The 21,761-nt window shown below is 49.3% G+C and carries 16 protein-coding genes; 10 read left to right on the forward strand and 6 right to left on the reverse strand.

Translation table 11 applies throughout. The annotated features are described in order from the left end of the window. Window positions 1-186: 186 nt before the first annotated feature. Window positions 187-1,662 (reverse strand): NarK family nitrate/nitrite MFS transporter, encoded by a 1,476-nt coding sequence (locus AC0KUT_RS02865; RefSeq protein WP_488833348.1) that lies wholly within the window; start codon window positions 1,660-1,662, stop codon window positions 187-189. 574 nt (window positions 1,663-2,236) lie between these two features. Here AC0KUT_RS02865 and AC0KUT_RS02870 point away from each other — a divergent pair. After that, window positions 2,237-3,703 (forward strand): MFS transporter, encoded by a 1,467-nt coding sequence (locus tag AC0KUT_RS02870; RefSeq protein ID WP_488833350.1) that lies wholly within the window; start codon window positions 2,237-2,239, stop codon window positions 3,701-3,703. Window positions 3,704-3,751: 48 nt separating this feature from the next. Next, window positions 3,752-5,482, forward strand: coding sequence for a bifunctional protein-serine/threonine kinase/phosphatase (locus AC0KUT_RS02875; RefSeq protein WP_488833352.1), 1,731 nt, complete (start codon window positions 3,752-3,754; stop codon window positions 5,480-5,482). 63 nt (window positions 5,483-5,545) lie between these two features. Here AC0KUT_RS02875 and AC0KUT_RS02880 read toward each other — a convergent pair whose 3' ends face one another. From AC0KUT_RS02880 to AC0KUT_RS02890, 3 genes are all read right to left on the reverse strand, one after another. Then, a complete protein-coding gene (locus AC0KUT_RS02880) occupies window positions 5,546-7,231 on the reverse strand; it encodes a CAP domain-containing protein (RefSeq protein ID WP_488833354.1) in 1,686 nt (561 codons plus the stop codon). Then, window positions 7,140-9,191, reverse strand: a complete 2,052-nt coding sequence (locus AC0KUT_RS02885; RefSeq protein WP_488833356.1) for a TonB-dependent receptor — start codon at window positions 9,189-9,191, stop codon at window positions 7,140-7,142. Before AC0KUT_RS02885 ends, AC0KUT_RS02880 begins: the two co-directional genes overlap by 92 nt. Before the next feature lie 81 nt (window positions 9,192-9,272). Then, on the reverse strand, window positions 9,273-9,602 hold the full coding sequence (locus AC0KUT_RS02890; RefSeq protein WP_488833358.1) for a hypothetical protein: 330 nt from the start codon (window positions 9,600-9,602) through the stop codon (window positions 9,273-9,275). Between the two features lie 105 nt (window positions 9,603-9,707). Between AC0KUT_RS02890 and AC0KUT_RS02895 the strand changes: the two genes are divergently transcribed. Then, complete coding sequence (locus AC0KUT_RS02895) at window positions 9,708-10,256, forward strand: signal peptide-containing protein (RefSeq protein WP_488833360.1); 549 nt, start codon at window positions 9,708-9,710, stop codon at window positions 10,254-10,256. Window positions 10,257-10,338: 82 nt separating this feature from the next. Here the strand turns inward: AC0KUT_RS02895 and mdoH are convergent, their stop codons facing one another. Continuing rightward, window positions 10,339-12,270, reverse strand: a complete 1,932-nt coding sequence (gene mdoH / locus AC0KUT_RS02900; protein WP_488833361.1) for a glucans biosynthesis glucosyltransferase MdoH — start codon at window positions 12,268-12,270, stop codon at window positions 10,339-10,341. Continuing rightward, on the reverse strand, window positions 12,245-13,870 hold the full coding sequence (locus tag AC0KUT_RS02905) for an OpgD/OpgG family glucan biosynthesis protein (protein WP_488833362.1): 1,626 nt from the start codon (window positions 13,868-13,870) through the stop codon (window positions 12,245-12,247). Before AC0KUT_RS02905 ends, mdoH begins: the two co-directional genes overlap by 26 nt. A gap of 523 nt (window positions 13,871-14,393) precedes the next feature. Here AC0KUT_RS02905 and AC0KUT_RS02910 point away from each other — a divergent pair. The 7 genes from AC0KUT_RS02910 to mscL all read left to right on the forward strand — a co-directional run bounded on the left by AC0KUT_RS02910 (window position 14,394) and on the right by mscL (window position 21,739). Continuing rightward, window positions 14,394-14,690 (forward strand): hypothetical protein, encoded by a 297-nt coding sequence (locus tag AC0KUT_RS02910; protein ID WP_488833363.1) that lies wholly within the window; start codon window positions 14,394-14,396, stop codon window positions 14,688-14,690. A gap of 161 nt (window positions 14,691-14,851) precedes the next feature. Then, a complete protein-coding gene (locus tag AC0KUT_RS02915; RefSeq protein WP_488833364.1) occupies window positions 14,852-17,269 on the forward strand; it encodes a response regulator in 2,418 nt (805 codons plus the stop codon). A gap of 133 nt (window positions 17,270-17,402) precedes the next feature. Beyond that, complete coding sequence (gene trxA / locus AC0KUT_RS02920; protein ID WP_488833366.1) at window positions 17,403-17,732, forward strand: thioredoxin TrxA; 330 nt, start codon at window positions 17,403-17,405, stop codon at window positions 17,730-17,732. A gap of 386 nt (window positions 17,733-18,118) precedes the next feature. After that, window positions 18,119-19,378, forward strand: coding sequence for a transcription termination factor Rho (gene rho, locus AC0KUT_RS02925; RefSeq protein WP_488833368.1), 1,260 nt, complete (start codon window positions 18,119-18,121; stop codon window positions 19,376-19,378). 115 nt (window positions 19,379-19,493) lie between these two features. Continuing rightward, window positions 19,494-20,975, forward strand: a complete 1,482-nt coding sequence (gene ubiD, locus AC0KUT_RS02930; RefSeq protein WP_488833369.1) for a 4-hydroxy-3-polyprenylbenzoate decarboxylase — start codon at window positions 19,494-19,496, stop codon at window positions 20,973-20,975. A 36-nt stretch (window positions 20,976-21,011) separates the two neighbouring features. Beyond that, entirely contained in the window at window positions 21,012-21,200 is a 189-nt protein-coding gene (locus AC0KUT_RS02935; protein ID WP_488833370.1) for a CPXCG motif-containing cysteine-rich protein, read from the forward strand. 125 nt (window positions 21,201-21,325) lie between these two features. Further along, the gene (mscL, locus tag AC0KUT_RS02940; RefSeq protein ID WP_488833372.1) at window positions 21,326-21,739 is read left to right on the forward strand and encodes a large-conductance mechanosensitive channel protein MscL; all 414 of its coding nucleotides are present in this window, start codon (window positions 21,326-21,328) and stop codon (window positions 21,737-21,739) included. Window positions 21,740-21,761 lie beyond the last annotated feature (22 nt).

A 21,761-nucleotide genomic window follows, 5' to 3' on the forward strand; every position in this document is an offset into this window, starting at 1 on the left:
CAAACAGGATAACGTACACGCGTGAAATAGTCGTATTAAAAATAAAATGCCCAGCTCCGAGGAGCTGGGCAATGCGTAGCTTAGAACATTTGTGCAGGCTCTTAGCCGCAACCAAAAAGGTATTGGCGGGCGAAGTGCTTAGGTAAAGTCCATTTTAGGCCAGTTCAGTTTTAAGCCAGTTCAATTTTAAGTAAGTTCAATTTTTTGCAAGCTGCCGTCTTCAGCCATTTCAACCATGTGTCCTTTAGGTTCTTCCAAAAACTGCACCAGCACAAATACGGCAGCGGCACAGGCGGAGATCAACATAAAGAACGCTGTGGTATCCACAAAGCTGTAAATCGTTAAGAAGGTTACGCCGCCCACATTGCCGTAAGCGCCTGCCATACCCGCAATTTGTCCAGTCATGCGACGCTTAATCAGTGGCACCATTGCAAATACCGCACCTTCACCACCCTGCACGAAGAACGAGCAGCACATAACCGCGATAACTGCGCCGACAACAGGCCAGGTGCCGGTAATTTGCGACATTACCATGTAGCCAATAGCCAAGCCTGCGATAAAGATAGACATGGTTTTACGGCGACCAAAACGATCGCTAATCCAACCGCCACCGGGGCGCGCAACTAAGTTCATAAAGGCGAACGCCGAGCCGAGCATACCGGCTTGCACCAGCGTCAGTTGGGTAAAGGTTTCTAAAAAGAACGCGGGCAACATAGACACCACGGCTAATTCAGAGCCGAAGGTAACGAAGTAAGACCAGTTGAGAATGGCGACTTGTTTGAATTTGTATTTGTCGTGCTCAGGCGCGCCATTTCTCAGCATGTCTTTGTTAACACGATAAATTTGGCTGAATTGAAACACAAACAGTACGACTAGAAAACCGTAGAGTAAATTGGTGGTGGTTGCGCTCAGCAAGCCGATATTGGTGGGCGACAATTTCCATGCGAGTACCGCAAGAATGGCATACATAGGAATGTTCATGGCAATATAAATCCAGAAATCGCGTTTGCTGCTGACTTCTAGGCCGCCCGATTTTTTAGGTTTGAAATAGGTAGAGCCTTTTGGGGTGTTGCGCGCGCGCCAGTAGAAAAACAGCGAGTAAATCATGGCGATGATACCGGTGCAGGCAATCGCATAACGCCAGCCGCCGATGCCGCCAAACACTGATATGGCCAAAAAGGGTAGGAGGAAAGCAGCTGCGGCCGAACCAAAGTTACCCCAGCCACCGTAAATGCCTTCTGCCAAACCTACTTGACGCGCAGGGAACCACTCGCCTACTAAGCGAATCCCGATGACAAAACCGGCGCCGACAAAACCGAGTAAAAAGCGAAAGAGTGCAAGCTGTTCGTAAGTTTGTGCGGTAGCAAAGCCAAGACACAATAAGCCTGACACAAATAGCAGACTGGAGTAAGTAATACGTGGGCCGTATTTATCCACCAAAATACCAATAGCAATACGCGCGGGAATCGTGAGCGCAACGTTCAATATCAGCAGCGCCTTCCACTGCGCCTCGGTCATGTTAAAGGCTTCAATAATTAATGGCTTCAACGGCGCATGACTAAACCACACCACAAAGGATAAGAAAAACGCAAACCAGGTAATGTGCAGTGTGCGTATAGAGGGATTAGAAAAATCCAGCAAGTTTATTTTATGGGAGCTCATAACAAATAGTCCGGGCAGTGAGTTGCAAAGAATGCTTGGTGGTGCGATTGGGCTTTCGCCTCACGCTGTAAAGGTAATAGCAACCACTATGCCAATACGTTTTATGCACCCTTAAACGGGTAAAAGGCGTGAATATGACTGTCTGTGGTGCACGCAATGGTGCGCGCTGTGCGCCAAACAAATGCTAAAAATGTGCAGCGTGTATTTTGGTGGTGCAAATTATTGCGCGCTTAGGTGCGCTGTATCCAATGTTTAGATTTTTCAATAGAGCGTTGGCACTTTTGGATTGATGCCTAGATCGGCTAGAGTGAAATTGGCGAATTTTCATGGTTTTTGGTGAACACTAGAGTTTTTAACGCACTGAGTGCTGTAAAACTGTGCGTTTGATGTGTTATTCGCTGAATCATTTTGTGATTTTTGCGTGTGTCATATGATTCATTGTTGTGCAAAAAGTAAAAAAATCCGTGCTAGTTTTATGCTGGTGCATCTTTTTTTTGATCAAAAGTTTAAAAAATTATTATTTGGCTTAGAAATTGCTCTCTGTGCTTCAGATTAAAACATTCTGGAGTGATTGATGAGCAAGACTGGTGCGGATCTACATTTTCTATCCTTTATCGGCAAAACAAAAATTTTGCATCTCACCTGGATGGCATTTTTCATTACCTTTTTGGTGTGGTTTAACCACGCACCATTATTGATGGCTATTCAAGTGAGCTTTGGTTTGACGGATCAACAGGTTAAAACACTGTTGATTCTCAATGTGGCGCTCACCATTCCTGCGCGCATAGTGGTGGGCATGTTGGTGGATGTCTTTGGCCCACGCAAAATTTATTCGCTGCTGCTAATCATCACCAGTGCTTTCTGTTTCTTTTTCGCCCTCGCGCAAAGTTTTGAGATGCTGGCACTGGCGCGTTTTCTGTTGGGTTTTGCCGGTGCGGGTTTTGTGATTGGCATTCGCATGATCAGCGAATGGTTTCCCGCGCGCCAAATGGGTTTGGCGGAAGGCATCTATAAAGGTTTGGGCAATATAGGCTCAGCGGCGGCGGCCATTACCTTGCCGACCTTAGCGGTAATGTTCGGCGGCGATGATGGCTGGCGCTATGCCACGGGGATTACCGGTTGCATTGCGTTGATCTACGCATTTGTTTATTACTTCTCGGTAACCGATACCCCTGCAGGCTCCACCTATTTTCGCCCCAATAAATCGGGCGGTTTAGAGGTGACTTCTAAGGGCGATTTGATCATGTACTTGGCGGTGAACATTCCTATGTATGGCGCACTTGCGCTCTTGAGTTGGAAGGTGTCGCTTTTAGGGCTGATCTCTGCGATGGCACACACCAGTATTTGTGTGGTGCTAGCGATTATTTTTTTACTGCAAAGCGCAAAAATATTTTCGCTCAATCGCCAGATGTTAGCCAAGCCCGTTGATAAATCACAGCAATACAAATTCAAGCAAGTGCTCATTCTCAGCCTCGCCTACGCCGTCACCTTTGGCGCTGAGCTGGCGGTAGTGTCTATGTTGCCGATGTTTTTCCAAAGCACCTTTGCGGTGCCCGTTGCCTTGGCGGGGTTGTTTGGTGCCTGCTTTGCGGCTGTTGATATTCTCTCTTGTCCTTCCGGTGGTTGGATTAGCGATAAATTTGGACGCAAGCGTTCGCTGGTGTTATTGCTCTCCGGTGCAGCACTCGGCTTTTTACTCTTGTCGACCATTGGCGCAAGCTGGCCTATAGGGCTTGCTGTTGCAGCCATGATGCTCTGCTCACTCTTTTTGGGTTCGGCCGCGGGTTGTGTGTTTGCCGTAGTCCCCTTAATTCGTCGCAGCCTTACAGGGCAAATTGCGGGCATAGTGGGCGCTTACGGCAATATTGGTGCAGTTTTGTTTCTTACGGTATTTTCATTTGTGAGCACATCTACGTTCTTTTTAACTATTGCGGCAGCTATAGGCGTAGTGGCTGCTGCTGCCATGTGGTTGGATGAACCTAAGAGCGCTATGTTTGAAGTGCTGCCCGATGGCACTGTACAAATGGTTGATGTGCATTAATTTATTCGCGACTGTAATAACAAGCTCGCTACCTATAAAAGGCAACACATGACGGAATGGCACCTGCAGAGCAAACTTACATTCACTCTCGGCCAGTGCTCTTCGGCGGGTATTAAGAGCGTTAATGAAGATGCCATAGGTATTCGTGTGCCTGAAGGTATGTTGCTTGACACCAAAGGCGCCTGTGCGGTGATCGCCGATGGTGTGAGTGCAGCAGAAGCGGGCAAGGAGGCGAGCGAAACCTGTGTGCGCAATTTTTTGGTGGATTATTTTTCAACGCCCGATACCTGGACGGTAAAAAAATCCACCTCGCAGGTATTGATTGCACTCAACCGCTGGCTCTACGCGCGCGGGCGCGAATTTAACGAAGCCAAAAAAGGTTACGTTAGCACCTTTAGCAGTATTATTTTTAAATCCCATCGCGCGTACATTTTTCATGTGGGCGACTCGCGTATCTATCGCTTGCGTGCAGGCAAGCTAGAGCAGCTCACCCGCGATCACCGCACCATTATTAGCGATGAGCAATCCTACTTAGTGCGCGCCATGGGTTTGGATGTTTCGCTCGATGTCGATTGCAAAACACTGGACTTGGCGGCGGGCGATATCTATTTGCTTAGCACCGATGGCTTGCACGATTTTATTAGCAGCACACAATTGGAATCGCAATTAAATCAAGCGACGGATAATCTCGACGAGCTGTGCCAGCATTTTGTAGCGCAAGCGCTTGCCAATAACAGTAACGACAATATCAGCTGCCAGCTGTTGCGCGTGGATTCCATGCCCGCGCAAAATGTAGACGACGCCTGCCAGCAATTATCCAAACTTGCCTTCCCTCCACACCTGCGCCCCGGCATGGTGTTGGATGGATATAGCATTGAAAAAGAGTTGCATGCGAGCAGTCGCAGCCAAGTTTATGTGGTGCGCGACTTGGAAACGGATCAGCGCTACTGTATGAAAACCCCTTCGTTAAACTTTGCCGATGATCCTGCATACCTTGAGCGGTTTATTTTGGAGAGCTGGATTGGCAGCCGGATTCATTCGAGTCACGTGGTAAAAATTGTTGGTCAGCATAAGCCAAAAACCTGTCTCTACTATCTAATGGAATATGTCGAGGGAATCACTCTTAGCCAGTGGATTAAGGAGCATCCTGCGCCCTCGGTACAAGACGTTGTGTATTTGATGGAGCAGATTTGTAAAGGCCTGCGCCAGTTGCATAGACGTGAAACCCTGCACCAAGATTTGCGCCCTGCCAATATCATGGTGGACCGCAATGGCGAAATTAAAATCATTGATTTTGGATCCTGTTTGGTAAAAGGTATTGCCGAGATCAGTTCGCCCATAGTGCGTGATACGCTGTTGGGCACGGCTGAATATTCAGCACCGGAAAGTATTTTGGCGGGGTTAAACAGCGAGCAGTCAGATATATTTTCACTGACAATTATTTTGTTTGAGTTGCTCACCGGCGGGCGCGCGCCCTTTGAGGGAAAGCTCGGCAGTTGCCGCACCCAGAAAGCCTACTTAGCTACGCGCTATACCCCAAGTTACGAGCTCAATCCATTGGTGCCTTTTTGGATTGATGGCGCCATTCGCAAAGGGCTGCGTTTTGAACCGGAGCGCCGCCATGCGGATGTATCTGAGTTTTTGCATGAACTGCAACACCCCAACCCCAAATATAAACAGCAGTATCGCAGCCTGTTGCTCGAAAAAAATCCTGTGCGCTTTTGGCAGTTCCTATCTGCTGGATTGTTTGTTGCTTTCTGCGTGGCGCTTTATTTTTAGTCTTCGTATTTAGGCTGCTTTTCTTTTTTTATCATTCGCGTTTGATCATTCGCGCTTTGGCGGTTAGGGCGTTAGCCGCACAGCGCCATTCGTTGCTTTAATGACATCTTGTTTCAGGTTGGCGTTGTTGACTGAAATATTGGCAACTGCTGAACTACTGAGTGCGGCGCCAAAAAACTCGAGTCGGTAGCTGCCATTGGTAACGGGAATACTGTAAGCACCGCTCTCGAAGGCCAGATAATATTTGTTGTTTAGCTTAATGCGAATGCCGTTTAGGCCTTCGCCTACGTCATAAAAATTATTGTTGTTGAGATCTTGATAGGCAACCCCCGTTATAAAATAGCTCGAGCCGGATTTCGCAAACTCTTGGCTCATCATGGACGACAAATAGTCTTTCCCTTCGTAGGTAAAATAACCCTGCAGTTGCCCTACGCCCAGTTCGCGAAAGCTCTCGCCTAAAATATTGACTCTGTGCCCCGGTGATTTAAACAAGTCTTCATGCTGGCTCGCCGCATAGGTTGTTAAATTAATACTGCTGCCAGTGGTGCCGCCCCAGGCAATGTTTTCCCCGTTACTCCAACTGCCCGTGAACGCGTAGCCCGCGGTGGCCATTCGCTCCCCTGGTGTGGAATTGTTAATGCCGGTATGTGAAAAAATATCGGTATCCAACATCCATTGGGAGTGGCTGCGCGCGGCAGCAAGTAGTAGGAGATTGTGGGTGAGCGGCGCTTTAGGTGTAGAGGAAATCGGCGTGCCGCTAATGCCATCATTTAAGCCTATTGCGTAGCGCATGGCTTCTGCATCGGGATTGGCGCGCGCGCGATTCACCAGTTCTACCACGAGTGTTTCTTGTGCATTAGGTTGCAAGCTCAAGGTTACCGCAGCAGGAATCGCACTGACTTCATTGCTCGCAGCAGATTCTGCGGCTGCGCTGCGCGCGGTGACCACAAAATAATAGAGCTTATCTTTGGATAAGGAGGTGATATTAAGGGGTGATGTGACATTTTGTCGTTGCGTACCTTCGGCAAAGCTGGCGATATTGGCGGGAACAATATTGGCGTCTGTGGCGTAGTAAAGGTTGTAACCGCTGGCGCCTGCAACAGCATTCCAATTTAAGCTCACCGAACCGTTGCCCGCTGTTATTTGTAGATTTTGTGGTGCTGCAATGGTGGCTGCGTTGGAGGAATTTGCAGCGGTGCTGCTGGCGAGTGAGCTGCTGAGCTTTGGCGCACTACTCAAAGGCGCACTACTTAAAGACGCGCTATTTAAAGAAGCACTACTTAGAGATGTGCTGCTTAAGTTCGCGCTGCTTAAGGTTTTACTGCTCACTGCATTACTGCTCAAGGGTGCAAGAGCGCTGGCATTGGCCTGAGAGTTTGCGCTTTTAGTGCTAGTGGCACCACTTCCGCTAGCGCCGGAAGAGCCGCCTCCGCAGGCGATTAATAGGGTTGCTGCAATCAGCAGCGCGGAGTATTTAAGCCCGTGAATGGCTTTCATAGGTGGCTCCAGTGTTTCGTGTAGGTGTAAGAGAATCGGTGATGATTCATAGTAGCAAGAGAACACGGACGGGAATGCGATGGTGCGCACGAGCAGGGCGTCTATCCGTTCCACGAAAAGCAACGGATAGACGCCTGCGTTGAGGTGAATTGCCGCTGGGTTAGAGCGCGAAGCGAATACCGACTTGAATGCCGCGCCCAGCCTCGGGTGCTTGTGCACGTAAAAACGACGCTGCAGTGCGAATTTCTGCATTCAACAGGTTGGTGGCCTTGATGAAAATAACGGAGTCGAGCTCGCCGCCTGCAAGTTTGTAGCTGAGGTTTGCATCAACGCGGGTAAAGCCTGCGCTCGCCAGCTCATGTTCGCCGGGGTGGTTTTGCGCGCTGCTGTAGCTGTAGGTGAGATTGCCATTCCATAGATCATCTTCATAGCTCAGTCCAGTACCGACGCGCTGTGGGGGAATGCGCGGTAGATATTTTGCTTCACCGGTAAGGTTATCTAACTGCGCATCGACTGCATCGCTAAACACACGCCAGCGCCAATTACTGTTGAAGGGAATGTTGAGCTCTGCTTCATAGCCTTTGAAGGTGGCGTCGGCTTGGGTGTACAGGTATTCAGCGAGTCCATCTTGCTCGGCGCCGCTGGCGCGGGCGTAGATAAAGTCGCCGATGTTATTGTAAAAAACATTGATAGACGCTTGTACCCAATCGCTGTGCCAGTGATAGCCCAGTTCAAGATTGCGACTGGTTTCCTCCTGCAGATTTTCACTGCCGACGAGATAGCTGCTGGTGGCCGGATGGGCGCCATTGGCGAGCAACTCCTCTACGCTGGGCGCGCGCTGAGATTGCGCCAAACCAATACTGATCCGCTGTGCAGGGCTGAAGTGCCAAAGCGCTGAGCTGGATAGGTTTAGGCTGTGATGCTGCAGCTGCGCGCCGGTATCGGCATCTATTTGCTGGGTTTCTGCACGTGCGCCCAGTTCAAAGGTCCAGTCGCCGCGGTTAGTTTCCTCCACAAAAAATACGCCTAGGTTGCCAATATCGGATTGAGGTATGAAGGCTTCGTCCCCTATGGCGGCAAAGCGGCGTGTGGCCGCCTGTAAACCGAGCGCGCCGCGCCAGTCGGCGAAGGGTGCGTGAATGGCTTCGATGCGCCCTTCCCAGGCTTTATTGGTGAAGCGAGTGCCCGGCGCACCATTTTCCATTTCGGTGTGTTCATAGTCGTTATGACCTAGGCGCGCGCTGATTTTTTCTAGGCCTACCATAGGATCATTGAGTTCGCCCTTGAGGTCGATGCGCGTTTGCTGCATGTCTATCCGGACTAATTCGGCCTCTTCCTCCGCACCTATCTCCGGTTCTTCATGGTGCTCATGTTCATGGGCTGCCGCGGGGATACCGTAGTTGTTATCGAGTTGATTAACGGCTATGCCGATAAATCCATCGCTGCCAATATAAGAGAGGCCAAGGGTATTGCTGGTGGACTTCGCATCGGTATTGGCGATATAGCCTTGGGTTGTTTCACTGGGGTCGTCTACGCCTAATGCGGCTGCGCCAGGAATCTCTAAGTCATTGCTGTTGCGCCGGCTGGTATCCAAATGCCAAGCGACAGCGCCTGCCGCACCTGTGAGCGTTGCGACGCCTGCGGTTTCGTCATTGACGCTGTTGTGGCGCAGTTCAGCACCGCCTTCAAGAGTGTCAGGCAATTGCTCTGGGATGCGATTGTCTAGCACATTAACGACGCCCCCTATGGCGCCGCTGCCGTAGCGCAGTGCGGCGGGGCCGCGTAATACTTCAATGCGTTTGGCGAGTAGGGGCTCGACCGTAATAGCATGGTCGGGGCTGGCGCTGGCGGCATCCATAGTCCCGATAGAGTCTTGCATGACTTTCACGCGGTTGTCGCTTTGACCGCGAATGACTGGCAAGCCTACGCCTGGGCCAAAACTGGCGGTGCTTACCCCCAGAGTTCCCTGTAGCGTTTCACCGAGGGTGGAGGCCGCTGCTTGGTGTAGTGCCTCACCGCTAAGTGCAGCCACAGGTTGATTGATCGCATCGCGATTTTTATCGAGCGGCGATGCGCTGACAATGACTTCTTCTATGTTCGTTGCATGCTTGGGTGTTGATGTTGTGTCGGCATAGCTTGCGGTCGCTACGCTTAATTGAACAAAGCTGGCGATAACGAGAGGTAATGATTTTTTTAATTGAAAATTGCTCATAGAAACTCCATAGGCTGTGCGCGCAGCAAAGCCAAAGACCAGAGGCTAGGCTCTGGCGAAAAATTCAAAGTAAAGGTGAATTTAGTCGTGGAGTTGTGAAGGGGGCGCGCGAATGGATGTGTGTAGACGGGCAAGTTTGCGCTGGGCTATGCGCGCCGGTAAGACCAGCTCCAGCAGCAATAGGAGTACTGCAACAAGGGCGATACTGCTCGGTAATATCTTATCCAGTTGCGCTGAGTGTTGGCAGATAACACACTCATGAACGTCTTGCTTGGTTGCGTGGGATTCGTGGTTATGGCTGAGCTGGAGTAATCCGCTCAGCAATAAAATACCAAGTGCCGCCCATAGCCATCTGCGCAGGCCATGGCGGCGCGCGTGAATTTGGCTTATAAGGGGTGGCGTCTGATTCATGGCGCCAATCTAATCAAATCACTGGGCCGAGGCAAGCTAATTGACCTGTCTTGGCATATAAATCTCGATAATCTTCGTCGAGAAAATGTTTGAAGGGGGCTCGTTGTGAGTTTTTTATCGTCTAAATGGATGATTTATTTATTAGCTTTGGTCGTCGGTAGCATAGTGGGAGGCTGCTATGGCGCACTGCATAATCAAATTAGCTACAGCGTTTCATCTGAGTACTTCACCCTCTTTAAATTCAAACAATTCAACCTGCCGTGGGCCTATGAACAGCCGCGTTTAGGGGCTGCATGGGTTGGCGTGATGGCAAGCTGGTGGATGGGTTTGTTGTTAGCGGCAGTCTTGGGTTTGGTTGGGTTGCGCAGTAAAGACACTGCGCGTATGGCGCGCTTGCTCGCACAGAGTTTTACTCTAGTGCTCGTGACTGCACTGGCTGTGGGCCTGTGGGGCTTGTGGTCGGCACAGCGCGCGGTAACGCTTGCGACGATTGATGATTACCGGGCGTGGGTGGTAAGCGGTGCGCTCGATCCCGTTGCCTTTGTGCAGGCCGGTTTTATGCACAATGCCAGCTACACCGGTGGTGTAGCTGGCTTGGCAGTGGGAGTGGTGTACTTATGGTGGCGAACGAGAAAGCCGAACTCGCTTATCTAGTCTACTTTTTTAGCCCCGTGGCTAAGGTTTGTCGCAACAAGTTAATCTTAGGTCGCACTAGTTAATCTTAGGTCACACTAGGTTAATGTTGCGCTTCAACATATTTATCGAGGTCATTGTGCTCCATATGGCTCCAGTTGTCGGGCGGTAAGGTCGGCGCCGTAGCGGGAACCTCGGGTGCGGCGTGCTCAGCGGCCAGTAATTCGCGCAGGTGTGTTAGCACAGGGTCTTCGCTGGTTTCATCGGGGCTAATGAAGATCTGGTGCGCACGCGCTTTGCTGCCTAAATCCAAGCTGCTGGAGTAGCGCACTATAGGTGCACTCAACACTAAGCCGGTTAAGACTGGCAATAACCACCAGAAAAAAATGGGCGCGTACATATACGTCATTATGCCCCAAGCAAGCGCTGCAATGGTCATACGCGAGGTGCGCGCTATGGCTTCGCCCCAACTGAGTAGCCGACCTTCGCGATCCTGTGCATCCCAGCTCACTTTAAAACCGAGCAATACGGAAATTACAAAATAGGCGTGATAGATCATCATCACCGGTGCGATTAACACTGCAAACAGGGTCTCAATGGCGGCGCCTTTGATAATGGCCTTGGTGCCGCCAAATTGTTTGCGTCTGTGGGTCAGCGCAAGTACCACACCAAGCAGTTTGGGGCCCATGAGCAAGAGGGTGGTGAGCAGTATGAGCGCAATAATCAGCCCTGTTTTGGCGATGGGCCAATCGGGGTAGAGTTGATAGGCTTCGCTAAAGTACACATTGCTATTGAGTGCGCGCACTACCGCATCGGCGGTGCTGAGCACCAGCATCAGCAGCCATATTAAGGAGGTGATATAGGCGGTGGCGCCGAGTAAAAAGTGCAGGCGACTGATCGGGTGAAGAGCTTTTGTATCCAGAATACCTAAATGCTGAATATTGCCCTGTACCCAGCGGCGGTCGCGGGTGGCGTAATCGATAATATTGCAGGGCACTTCTTCATAGCTGCCCTCTAGCTCCGCTAATAAAAACACATCCCAACCCGCACGGCGTAAGAGTGCCGCTTCTACAAAGTCGTGGCTGAGAATGTCGCCCCCAAAGGGCGCTTTGCCTTCAATGCTGGGCAGGCCGCAATGACCCATAAAGGCTTTAACGCGAATGATGGCGTTGTGCCCCCAGTAGTTGGCTGCATCGGTTTGCCAAAAGGCGAGGCCAGTGGCGAGCATGGGGCTGTAGAGCACGGCGGCGAATTGCACGAAACGCCCAAAAAAAGTGGTTTGTCGCACAGGTATAGGAATGGTTTGAATCAAGCCTGTGCGCGGGTTGGCTTCCATAGCGCGGGTCATTTTTAACAGGCACTCGCCATTCATGATGCTGTCAGCATCCAGCACTATCATGCTTTCATAGTTAGCACCCCAGCGCTGGCAAAACTCGGCGATGTTGCCCACCTTGCGGCTGATGTTTTTGGCGCGGCGGCGATAAAAAACCTGCGCACTGAGTGGCCCCAAGCGCTCAGTCAATTGCTGCCAAGCGTTAAGTTCAGCCTGCGCAACATCGAGCTTGGTGGTATCGCTCAGCATAAAAAAATCAAAATGCGCTATTTCGCCGGTGAGTTCGAGCGAGCGTAAGGTCGCTTCAAAACCCGCGATTACACGGTGCGTATCTTCGTTGTAAATAGGCATTATCACCGCCGTGCGGCTGCGCAGCGGTGATGGGTTGGCGGTGATGCTACGAGTAGAGCGCAGTGTGAGCGGATCTATTTTGAGCATCTGCAATACAAAGCCAAATAGCCCGCTCCAAAAGGCGACACTGATCCAGCAAAAGCTGATCGCAAATAAAACCAGAATCACCGCTTCTAGAGCGGTAAGCCCATTGGCGCTAAGGATTTGATACATGATGTTCATACCGCTGAGCGCGGTAATCACACTGAGTATGCAAAACACATAGCGCCGCAAGGATTTTGCGGGTAGCGCTATGGTGGTATTTGGGGTGGATTCTGTCATGGCATTAGATGGCATCTGGGTACCAGACATAACTCCAAACCTCACTTAAACGTTGATCGCGTAATTTTATGAAGAGACGCATGTCGGTCGGCTTGTCGCCCTCGGGCTCAAGCTTGAAGGATACGCGCCAGGTGCGTTTATCAGGTAATTGGTTGACCTTCAATTCGGTGATGGTGCCTGAACTGTTTTGCATTTCGGCGAGCAGGGGCGCATCCGCCGAGAAGTTTTCCAGCTCGCCACCGCGATAGTCCACTATAAATTTACGCTTGCTGCGCGGTGGTGGATTGGCTTGTGCCGGGTTGGCACCCCAGCCAATACGGGTGCGAATAACGCGTGCGCCCAGTTGTTCGGCAACGTGGTCATCAAAGCTGCGCAGTCGATATTTATAGGTGCGAGATTCGCCGCTTTTTAATGATTTCTCGGGTACCCAGTAGGCCACAATGTTGTCATTGGCTTCGCTGTCGCTGGGGATCTCAACCAATTCGGCGCGGCCTTTACCCCAGTCGCCTTCAGGCGTTACCCACATGCTGGGGCGGCGCTCATAGTTGGCTTCCATGTCGAGGTAATTGTTGAAGTCGCGGTCGCGCTGCAGCAGCCCAAAACCTTTTGGGTTGATGTCAGACAGCGATGAAACGTGCAGTTGGCGATGATTACTAATCGGACGCCAAATCCACTCGCCATTCGATGCCGCCATCAGCAAACCGTCAGAGTCATGCACCTCAGGACGGAAGTCGTCTACATAACGCGTGTGATTTTCACCGAACATATACATGCTGGTAAGCGGTGCTATACCCAGTTTTTTAATATCTTTACGCGCAAAAATACGCGCTTCGATACTCATTTCGGTCGGTGCGCCAGGCATGATTTCGAAGCGATAGGCGCCCGTGATTGAAGGACTGTCGAGCAGTGCGTACATCACCATATGCGTCGCATTTGGTTCTGGTTTTACCATCCAAAATTCACGGAATACAGGGAATTCTTCGCCGCTGGATTCGGCGGTATCTATGGCTAAGCCGCGCGCAGACAAGCCATACGCCAAGCCTGGGCCGACCATGCGGAAGTAAGACGCGCCTTGAAATACCACAAATTCATCTTTGTATTCGTTGCTGTTAAGCGGGTAGTGAATGCGAAACCCAGCAAAACCAATGTTGTCGGGCGCAACGCCAGCAAGTGGTGCGGCGGGGCCATCGTAGTTAAAAAATTCTTGTTTAAATTGCAGCGCAGAGTCGGCGCCATCGGTTGCCATGTGCAAAATAATGGGTTCGTGATAAAGAAAACCCGCGTGAAATAGCTGAATTTCGAATAAGGCTTCGTTGTGCCAGAGCGAGGCTTCAGGGCGAAAGCGAATAGAGCGATATTGGTCGTAATCCATCTTCGCAAGGGCTTCAGGAATATGCGCTTCCACCGCTTTATAGTCGCGTTTGGCGAGCAGTTTGGCGCGCGAGGCGATGGCATCAAACAATGCGGGCTGACCTATGTCAGTCATAGCCGCAATAGCGACTGGCGTCGCAGCTGGCGTGGATGACTGCGCCTGCGCGGCCAGGCTTAGCATCAGGCAACTAAGTGCGAATAATGTTCTGAGGCTCAGCTGCGCGAACTGCTTAATTAGACGCGGGGTAAAGCGATACATATTTTTGCTCCAAAGGTGTGGCGACTAATGAACAACTCTTGTGGGCCGTCTAAACGCAACAGGCTACACAGCGTTTTCCTCTGCTTGGGCCGCAACTTGCCCGCGTTGCTAGGTGCGCTAAGCGTGAGTGTTGGCGATGGAGAGCAAAGGAAAAGGGAAGGGAGTGCTCCGCTGCACAACGACTTGCACGCTACAGCGGAAACGGCGGCATTGTAAACCATCTATTGTGAAAAAATAGACTTAGGTGTGGGCACACGAAAAAGAATTATTTCCTAAGCCGAGATTGTTCTTGGTGGAGAGGGGATAAAACCTTTAATAGGTTCACCTGAGGTATGAAAACATCATTCCGACAGGCTTTATATCTGACTTATTAAATGCTGTGTCGTTAGAGGTAAATGATCTTATGACCTTGAGATAAATAGGCTTAACTTAGGAGCAAGATTATTTGATCTTTTGAGAGGACGCAGCGCTGTTGTTAAACCGCGCTGCGTCAATTAAGGAAGCGGTCATAAAGGAGCAGATCATGCCAAGTCCAATACGAGAAACCTATGCTATTCCGCACAAGGCTATATTGCCCGTGGTGGCGCGAGCGATACAGCAACTTGATGAGATTTTTCTCAGCTATAGCGGCCCGTCTGGGGTCGGCTTGGTGCGTGAAATATACAAACAGTGGATTCAAGCAGGTAAAACCGGCCCATCCGCGCTGCGGCGTTATGTCTACGCACTGCGAGCGCAACTGGCCAGTTCAGATGATCAGCGTCAATTTAACGAAGAAGCTGAATATTTGTTGCTGCAGTTGCGCTCAGGTTTCGTTAACTGAGTTGTTGGTTGGGTTTAGACGACGTAGTGTTTGCGTCTTTGCTTGCCGAGAGGAGTAGTGGTGTATTTTCTGCTCTTATCAGCTAGGGGAATCCGGTTATTTGCTGCTACACTCAAAAGCAGTAAATTAATTCTTCTTAGCGCTAGGAATGGCCAGTAGAGATGCTCAACATCAGACGCTATATGCGTGAAAATCCCATAGCCGCGCGCTTGCTGGGCCTGATCATCATCAGTAGCTCAGTGATTACGCTGCTGGCAATTTTACTGCAATTGCACAGTAGCTTTAATGACGATGTCGCGGCCTTAGAGAAGCGGCTTGATCAGGTGCGCATTAGTACCCTGGCAAGCATCACCAAAAGTCTCTGGGGCTTCGATCAAGAACAACTCAATATTCAAATCAACAGCGTGTTGGACGTTGAAGATGTCGTGCAGGTCAGCGTGGTATGGCATGACTGGAATAACGCTAAACAGACGCTGGTTGCTAGCAATAAAAATTACAATGCCAAAGATCTGGAAACCAAAAAAAGCCAGTTTCTCATTCGCACCTACCCTCTAGTTTATGAAGATGACAGCACTTCGGCGCAAGATCTGGGGCTGCTCACTATCACCGCTAGTCTCAATAGTATTTATGACAAGCTCTGGGAGCGCGCATTTTTCATCGCGCTGGTGCAGGGCACAAAAACACTTATTATCGCCTTGTTTATTGTGTGGCTGGTGCATACGTTGCTCACTCGTCATATGCACGCAATCGCCAATTATGCCCGCCATCTGAATTTAGAAAGTTTGACCAAACCACTTAAACTTCGGCGCATGAAAATTAACAGTACGGCAGATGAGCTGGATAATGTTGTTAATGCGATTAATCACATGCGTGAAACCCTGCTGGATGATATTGAGCAGCGTCACGCTATTGAGCTGGCACTACTGTCAGAAAAAGAAGAAAAGCTAGAAACGCGTCGCCAAAAAAATCTGGCAGAAGATGCCAGTCGCGCAAAAAGCCAGTTTCTCGCGACTATGAGTCATGAGATTAGAACGCCGATGAACGGTGTTATTGGCATGCTGGAGATGCTGCGTGACACTCCGCTTGATGAAAATCAAAAACACTATATAGATGTAATTCACCGCTCTGGGGAAACCCTGCTTGCCATTATTAATGACATTCTCGATTACTCCAAAATTGAAGCGGGAAAAATGCAGTTGGAGGAAACCACCTTCGACCTGAGTGAGTTGGTGGAAAATTGTATTCAGTTGTTTGGCCCTACTGCCAATAAACGTCAAATAGAGTTGTTCGGAGGCTTGAGTCCGAATGTTCCCAAGTGGCTCAAGGGCGATCCAACGCGCCTGCGTCAAGTCATAATGAACTTACTGGGCAACGCCTTTAAATTTACCACCCAGGGTTTTGTCTCCCTAGAAGTGCAGCTGCTGGAAGAGACAAAGCAAGATACTGTGCTGTTGCGTTTTCAGCTGCAGGATAGCGGTATTGGTATAGATGTGGCGAGCGTTCCAAATTTGTTTGACTCTTTTAATCAAGCTGATGCATCCACGACACGCAAATACGGCGGTACCGGCTTGGGCTTAGCCATTAGTAAAAGTTTAGTGGAGCTGATGGATGGGCAAATAGGTGTCGATAGTCTCAAAGGGCAGGGCGCAACCTTTTGGTTTACCGCACAAATGCAGGTGGTGGATGTCTGTGATTGGAGCGGTGGGGATCTTGATCGTCATTCTGCGCTGCTGCAGTCGAAGAAGTTGCTGTTGGTGGAAACCAGCGAAAAGCTGATGGAGTTTATGACGGGACATTGTCGCAGTTGGGGCGTTGAGCTTGAGGCTACACCTACCGCTAAGGCGGCTCTCGCGAAACTTAAACAGGCTATGCACTCGGGCGAGCCCTTTGATTTTATAGTATTTGATTACTCGCTACCCGATGCCACAGGCTTTGAACTAGCGCAGTGGTTGAAAGAGGTTCCAGAATTTAATCAATTAGCGTTGTTTATGTTTACGGGTGGTGACGTATATCACGACCAGCATCAATTGCAGCGGCTCGGCATTCGCGCACTATTGCGCAAGCCCATATCCATTAACAACTTGCGCCAAGAATTAATTGCACAGCTAAGCCATGGCCGGGTACCGATTCAAGAGGCGGAGCGAGCTCCTTTAGATTTAGACCGCTTTGCGCATCTGCATGTTTTGGTGGCTGAAGATAATCCTGTGAATCGCATGGTCATTAAGGGGTTGCTGGGTAAATTACACATTATTCCTGTATTTGCAGAAAACGGCGTAGAGGCCTGTCATGCAGTAGAGAATGGCGAACATCGATTTGACTTGGTTTTGATGGATTGTGAAATGCCTGAAATGGATGGCTTTGAAACAACGTTGAGTATTCGTGCGTTTGAGTTGCGCATGGGATGGCAGCCAGTACCAATTATTGCGCTTACTGCCCATGCCTTGCAGGAGCATCGCGATGCGGTGTTTGCCAGTGGGATGGATTACTACCTTTCTAAACCCATCACCTTTAAGGGGCTCTATAGCGCCTTTGATGCGGTTGGGCTCGCACGGAAAGCCTACACGGGGTTAGATATTTAAAGGTGCGAATAGTGGACCTTTATAGCTCTCATTGCTTTTTTCTCCTTGCTTGCCTTGCTTCCAATCCTTATGATTGCAGGCATTCTTTGGGATCAAGTTCCCTCCATTTTAAAGCCTAGAGCCTGGAGTTGTTATGAGTAGTGACGCGATTATTCACGTAAGTGATGCAGATTTTGCGGAAAAAGTGTTGAGTGCTGATGTACCTGTTCTGGTTGATTTCTGGGCGGCATGGTGTGGCCCCTGTAAAATGATTGCACCTATATTAGATGACTTGGCAGAGCAATTTGAGGGTCAAATTAAAATCGCTAAGGTTGATGTCGATGCCAATAAAGAAACTCCCAGCAAATTCGGTATTCGCGGCATTCCAACCTTGATCATCTTTAAAAATGGCGCTGCGCACGCCACTAAAGTGGGCGCTTTGACTAAAACGCAACTCGTTGAATTTATTAAAGCTGCGCTATAAAAAGCATGGGCCATAGCAATATGGCCCAATTTGTTTTTGCACTGCTGAATATTTGCCGCTATACTCGAACCATCTGATACTTGTGTCGCCTTGAATCACCCGCCTGATTCTGCATAAATGGCCAAGTAGCTCTAACTCCCTGCTGTTTTCTTCCCTGTACTTTCGTTGTTCAGACCCAGAAACACCCAGCCGAGTTTGTCGAAGCGCAAGCAGCCTAGTAATTACCCGCTTGCAAAAGCATTAAATTTTAAAAATCGTAGCCTAATTAGCGACTAATAAGAGCAAAAAACGCCACTATCCTCTTCAACAAAGAGTCTTTCTGTAAACCTAAATCCGCCAATTGGCATACATCTGCATTACTCTCACTCATCCACAAAGTCTTTCTTATGAATCTTACCGACCTAAAAACAAAACCCATTGAAGAACTCATTGATATAGCCCGTGAAATGGGGCTTGAAAGTCTTGCGCGGTCGCGCAAACAGGACATTATTTTTAATATCCTCAAGCGTCACGCGAAAAGTGGTGAGGATATTTCAGGTGATGGCGTACTGGAAATTTTGGTTGATGGGTTTGGCTTTTTGCGCTCTGCAGACAGTTCCTATCTGGCCGGCCCCGATGACATTTATGTCTCGCCCAGCCAAATTCGCCGCTTTAACCTACGTACTGGCGATACTATTTCGGGCAAGATTCGCCCACCAAAAGAAGGCGAGCGTTACTTTGCGCTCTTGAAAGTTAATGAAATTAACTTCGACAAGCCTGAAAACTCGCGCAACAAAATTCTGTTTGAAAACCTTACCCCTCTTTTCCCCGATGAGCGTTTAGTGCTCGAAGCGGGAAACGGCTCTACTGAAGATCTCACCGGCCGTATCATCGATTTGATTGCCCCCATAGGTAAAGGTCAGCGCGGTTTGATTGTCGCGCCGCCTAAAGCGGGTAAAACCATCATGATGCAAAATATTGCGCAGGCGATTACGCGCAATAACCCCGAATGTCACTTGATTGTATTGCTGATTGATGAGCGCCCTGAAGAAGTAACTGAAATGCAACGCTCGGTGCGCGGCGAAGTGGTTGCCTCTACCTTTGATGAGCCGCCTGCGCGTCACGTACAGGTTGCGGATATGGTTATTGAACGCGCCAAGCGTTTGGTTGAACACAAAAAAGATGTGATCATTCTGCTCGACTCTATCACGCGTTTGGCGCGTGCTTACAACACCGTAATTCCCTCCTCGGGTAAAGTATTAACCGGTGGTGTGGATGCACATGCACTTGAGCGTCCAAAGCGTTTCTTCGGTGCTGCGCGTAATATTGAAGAGGGCGGTAGCCTGAGTATTATCGCTACCGCGCTGGTAGATACGGGTTCCAAAATGGACGAGGTTATCTACGAAGAGTTTAAAGGTACCGGTAACTTAGAGCTTCATCTTGATCGTAAAATTGCAGAGAAACGTATTTACCCTGCAATCAATGTGCGTCGCTCCGGTACTCGCCGCGAAGACTTACTAATGAAAGAAGATGAGTTGCAGCGCGCGTGGATCCTGCGTCGTTTGCTCAACGATATGGAAGATGTTGCGGCAACGGAGTTCTTGATAGATAAATTGAAAGACTTCAAAAACAACGACGAATTCTTCCAGTCAATGAAACGTAAATAATATTCAGTGAAATAGTTTACTGGCTTGATTTTTGGGGCGGAAACGAGAAGCGCCTTCCGCTATGACATTAAATGGCGGAAGGCGTTTTGCATTTCCGCCCCAGTGGTTTTTTTCCATGAAATATAAAGATCTGCGCGATTTTATCGCCCTGCTCGAAACTCGCGGCTTGCTTAAGCGCATTACTCACGAGATTGATCCCAATTTAGAAATGACCGAAATTTGCGACCGCACACTGCGTGCAGGTGGCCCCGCACTGCTATTTGAAAATCCTAAAGGCTACACCATTCCCGTGCTTGCGAATTTGTTTGGTACACCCGAGCGCGTTGCCTTGGGTATGGGGCAGGAATCGGTTGAAGCGCTGCGCGACGTGGGCAAACTCTTAGCCTTTTTAAAAGAACCAGAGCCGCCCAAAGGTTTTAGGGATGCATGGGATAAGCTGCCAGTATTCAAACAAGTGTTAAATATGGCGCCCAAGGTGCTGAGTAAAGCGCAAAGCCAAGAAGTGGTATTAGAGGGTGATGCGGTCAATTTGGATTTGTTGCCGATTCAAACTTGCTGGCCAGGTGATGCAGGCCCATTGGTGACCTGGCCCTTAGTCGTCACGCGCGGGCCACACAAAGAACGGCAAAATCTCGGCATCTATCGCATGCAAAAAATCGGCAAAAATCGGCTGATTATGCGCTGGCTCAGTCATCGCGGTGGCGCCTTAGATTTTCGTGAGTTTCAAATTCAAAACCCTGGTAAAAACTTTCCGGTAGCTGTTGCCTTAGGTGCTGATCCCGCCACCATTCTCGGTGCAGTAACACCCGTACCGGATACGCTGTCGGAATACGGTTTCGCCGGATTGTTGCGCGGCGGTAAAACTGAAGTCATAAAATGTATCGGCAATGATTTACAAGTACCCGCGTCCGCTGAGTTTATTTTAGAAGGTTATATAGCGCCTGGTGATATGGCACCCGAAGGCCCTTTTGGTGACCACACGGGTTATTACAACGAAGTCGATAATTTTCCGGTGTTTACGGTTGAGCGCATTACGCACCGCCGTGATCCGATTTACCACAGCACTTACACTGGCCGTCCGCCGGATGAACCAGCCATTCTTGGTGTTGCGCTCAATGAAGTTTTTGTGCCGATTTTGCAAAAGCAATTTCCCGAAATTGTGGATTTTTATCTGCCACCGGAAGGCTGCTCCTACCGCATGGCCGTTGTGACTATTAAGAAACAATATCCCGGTCACGCCAAGCGGGTAATGATGGGGGTGTGGAGTTTTCTGCGGCAGTTTATGTACACCAAATTTGTCATAGTGACTGACGATGATGTGAACGCGCGCGATTGGAAAGATGTGATTTGGGCCATGACCACACGTATGGATCCCGTGCGCGATACCGTGATGATCGAAAATACCCCCATCGATTATTTGGATTTCGCTTCGCCGGTATCTGGCTTGGGCTCTAAAATGGGTTTTGATGCAACCAATAAATGGCCCGGTGAGACTACGCGTGAATGGGGCACGCCAATTGTGATGGACACGACTGTGACTGATAAAATTAACAGTATTTGGGATGAGCTGGGTATTGATAACCCGAGCGCTTATTAATGCTGTTTAGCGTCTATTGATACTGGAGACATGTGTATGAATCTTTTACAAGAACACAGTATTTCTTGCCCTTATTGTGGTGAGCGCATCAGTATCTTAGTTGATTGCTCTTGCGCCGAGCAGAGCTACACCGAGGACTGTCAAGTGTGTTGTCAGCCCATTATTATCAATGTTCAAATTGCGGAAGAAGATGTGCAGGTATATGCGCAGCGTGAAGATGATTAGGTGCTTCTCTGTGCTTAGATGAGATTTATGTTCTTGGTTTATGCAATTTATTAAGGTATAAGTTAAACAATACGAATTTTCGTAGTGTTTTTATTGTAAAAATATAGCCATAAAAGGGGATTTGTATGAGCTTCATGAAAGAGTTTAGAGAGTTTGCGGTAAAGGGTAATGTGGTAGATATGGCGGTCGGTATTATTATCGGTGCAGCCTTTGGCAAAATCGTTAGCTCTTTGGTGGCTGATGTCATTATGCCCCCAATTGGCTGGATGATTGGTGGCGTAGACTTCTCTGATTTGGCTGTTGCCTTACCGGCGATCATAGAAGGCAAAGATGCCGTCACAATCGCCTACGGAAAATTCTTACAAACCATATTGGATTTCACCATTGTTGCCTTTGCCATTTTTATGGTGATTAAGGGGCTCAATAAAATGAAACGCAAAGAAGAGGCGGCGCCTGCAGCACCTGCGGCAGAGCCTGTGCCGACAAAAGAAGAGCTGCTGCTTACTGAAATTCGCGATTTACTTAAGCAAAAATCTTAAGTATTTTCAGGTGTAAAAAAAC

Source organism: Cellvibrio sp. 25HG11W-0, from assembly GCF_057815475.1.